General features: G+C 64.5%; 2 protein-coding genes. Both read left to right on the forward strand.

Annotation, left to right across the window (positions count from 1 at the left end; translation table 11 throughout):
- Positions 1 to 666, forward strand: a 666-nt coding sequence (locus tag ACZYX4_RS17625; RefSeq protein ID WP_463878398.1) for a Mu transposase domain-containing protein, incomplete at its 5' end; no start/stop codon positions are given.
- The gene (locus tag ACZYX4_RS17630; RefSeq protein ID WP_254753330.1) at positions 663 to 1,412 is read left to right on the forward strand and encodes an ATP-binding protein; all 750 of its coding nucleotides are present in this window, start codon (positions 663 to 665) and stop codon (positions 1,410 to 1,412) included. The genes ACZYX4_RS17625 and ACZYX4_RS17630, both read left to right, overlap by 4 nt.
- Positions 1,413 to 1,524: the final 112 nt, after the last annotated feature.

Below are 1,524 nucleotides of genomic sequence, written 5' to 3' on the forward strand. Positions count from 1 at the left end.
GAGCCGTTCCAGAAACGTGACGGGTCACGCCTCAGTGTGTTCACCGCGGAGGAGAAGCCGTTGTTGCAGGCGCTGCCGGCGGCCCCATTCGAGATCAGCACGTGGGTCTATAAACGCAAGGTGAACGCCAACGCTCACGTGGTTTGGGCGAAGAACTTCTATTCCGTCCCTTTCAGCCATATCGGCGCCCTCGTTGACTTGCGCGTGACGGAGACGATGCTGGAGGTTTACCGGCGTGACGAGCGCCTGACCAGCCATTTGCTGCTGCCGGCCACGGCCAGCAACCAGTATCGGACGAACGAGGCGGACCTGCCCGAGGGGCGCAGCTTCCAGGCCTGGGACCGGGGCCGGATCGAGGAGTGGGCGGCGCGGGTCGGACCTGCGACGGCGGCAGTGACAGCCAAGATCTTCGAGACCGTGTTCATCGATGAGGCCGGCTTCGACGCGGCGCTGGCGGTGCTGAAACTGTCGCGCCGATTCTCCCCGGCACGCCTCGAAGCGGCCTGCGCGCTGGCGCTGCGGGGCCCGATCCGCTCACCCCGCTATGCGCACCTGCGGCCGATCCTCGACACCGGACAGGATAAAACCGGACATACCCCCGAGCCCGAGCCGGATGATGGCGGTTATGTTCGCGGCGGCGCCTACTACGCCGGAGGCACCCGATGAGCGTCCTGGATGGGGAGACCAAACGCAAGCTCCGCGAGATGAACGCCGGCGAGCTGGTGGAGGCCATCGACCTCCAAGACGACACCCTCAGCATCAGCTTGTCGTTCGAGGAACGGGTCCGCCTGGTCGTCGACGACGCCTACTCCACCTTCATGCACTCGAAAGTGGACGGGCTGATCCGACGGGCGGGGCTTCGTTACCCCAACGCGGACCTGCGGCGCATCGACCTGCTCGACGAGCGCGGCCTCAACCGGCAGCTCCTGACCCAACTCGGGACCTGCTTGTTCGTCACTCGGCAGCAGAACGTCGTCTTCCAGGGGTTCACCGGGTCGGGGAAGTCGTATCTGGGCTGCGCGATCGCGAAACGCGCCTGCGAACATCGGATCCGCGCCCATTATGTTCGGATGCCCGACCTCGAAGAGGCCTGGGTCGCAGCTCAAGACACCCCCGGCGGCGCCGGCAAGTTCCTCCGGAAATACGCTGCCTTCACCCTGCTCGTCATCGACGAGTGGTTACTTGATCGGCCGACGGAATCGATGCGGACGATGTTGCTGGAGTTGATGGAGCGCCGTTACGGCGAGACGTCGACGGTGTTCTGCACCCAGTATCAACAGAAGGACTGGCATCACCGCCTCGGCGCCGGCGTCCACGCCGACGCCATCATGGACCGCATCATCCACAACACCACCTGGGTCGACACCGGCACCTACAACATGAGGGAGCAGACCGCCCTGGCCAGCGCCTAACGATCAGGTCGAGGGCCAGTGGCTCCCAAGCACACCACCACTGGCTCTCTTCCGCACGATCGGTGGCTCTGAAACGCAAGATTGGGTGGCTCTCAAGGCATCAAATACTCAC

This window comes from Pseudarthrobacter leeuwenhoeki (genome assembly GCF_055412885.1).

Coding starts and splice junctions, on each gene's coding strand:
- ACZYX4_RS17630 (WP_254753330.1), top strand. CDS start 663: ATGAGCGTCCTGGATGGGGAGACCAAACGCAAGCTCCGCGAGATGAAC.